This is a genomic window from Vibrio sp. 970 (assembly GCF_033339075.1).
On record NZ_JAWOTW010000121.1, the window covers coordinates 1 to 948 of the forward strand.

The 948-nt window shown below is 45.8% G+C and carries 2 protein-coding genes; one reads left to right on the forward strand and one right to left on the reverse strand.

From position 1 onward, the window contains the following. Nucleotides 1-606: 1-acylglycerol-3-phosphate O-acyltransferase (locus tag R7Q11_RS25150; protein WP_225466876.1), on the forward strand; the 606-nt coding region annotated here is incomplete at its 5' end. A 74-nt stretch (nt 607-680) separates the two neighbouring features. Here the strand turns inward: R7Q11_RS25150 and R7Q11_RS25155 are convergent. Then, nucleotides 681-948 (reverse strand): Rid family detoxifying hydrolase (locus R7Q11_RS25155; RefSeq protein ID WP_225466877.1); only part of this gene is annotated, 268 nt, incomplete at its 5' end.

Sequence of the window (948 nt, forward strand, 5' to 3'; positions counted from 1 at the left end):
TTGTTTGCCAAGATGTCTCGCGTATTTGGGGTAACGCTAGAATTACGTATTCCTGAAGATGCGTACTCTCGTGGTCAGCACGTTTACATCGCTAACCACCAAAACAACTGGGACATGTTTACTGTGTCTGCGGCAGTGACACCGAAAGTGGTGACTGTCGGTAAGAAAAGCCTAGCGTGGATGCCATGGTTTGGTCAGCTTTACTGGTTGACGGGCAATATTCTGATTGACCGTGCAAACCGTTCAAAAGCGAAAGGTACGATCGACCAAGTGGTTAACAGCATGAAAGAAAGTGATGTGTCGGTTTGGATGTTCCCAGAAGGTACACGCTCACGTGGTCGTGGTTTGCTGCCGTTTAAAACGGGTGCGTTCCATGCAGCAATTGGCGCTGAAGTGCCAATTATTCCAATCGTATGTAGCTCCACTGACCACATTAAACTTAACCGCTGGAACAATGGTCATGTGATTGTTGAAATGTTGCCACCGGTGAGCACTGAAGGTTACGGTAAAGATGGCATTCGTGAACTCGCAAATGTATGCCGCGAGCAGATGAAAGAAAAGCTAGAAGCGCTGGATGAAGAAGTAAAACAGCGTAACGCCGCTTGAACGGGTTAAACACCGAGCACAAAAATGGGTAGCTAAGGCTACCCATTTTTTATTCATTCAATCTGATATCGCAATTATTTGCGAACCGCGATTGCTTCAATTTCGATACCTACGTCTTTTGGTAGACGTGCAACTTCAACACAAGAGCGAGCAGGGTAGTTTGCTACTTCGTGCTCATCAAAGAATTTGCCGTACACTTCGTTTACTGTACCGAAGTCGTTTAGATCTTTAACGAAAACCGTCATTTTCACGATGTCTGACACTTTAAGACCAGATGCTTCAACAACCGCTTTCACGTTGTCTAGAGATTGACGAGCTTGTTCTGCGATGTCAGCAGACACT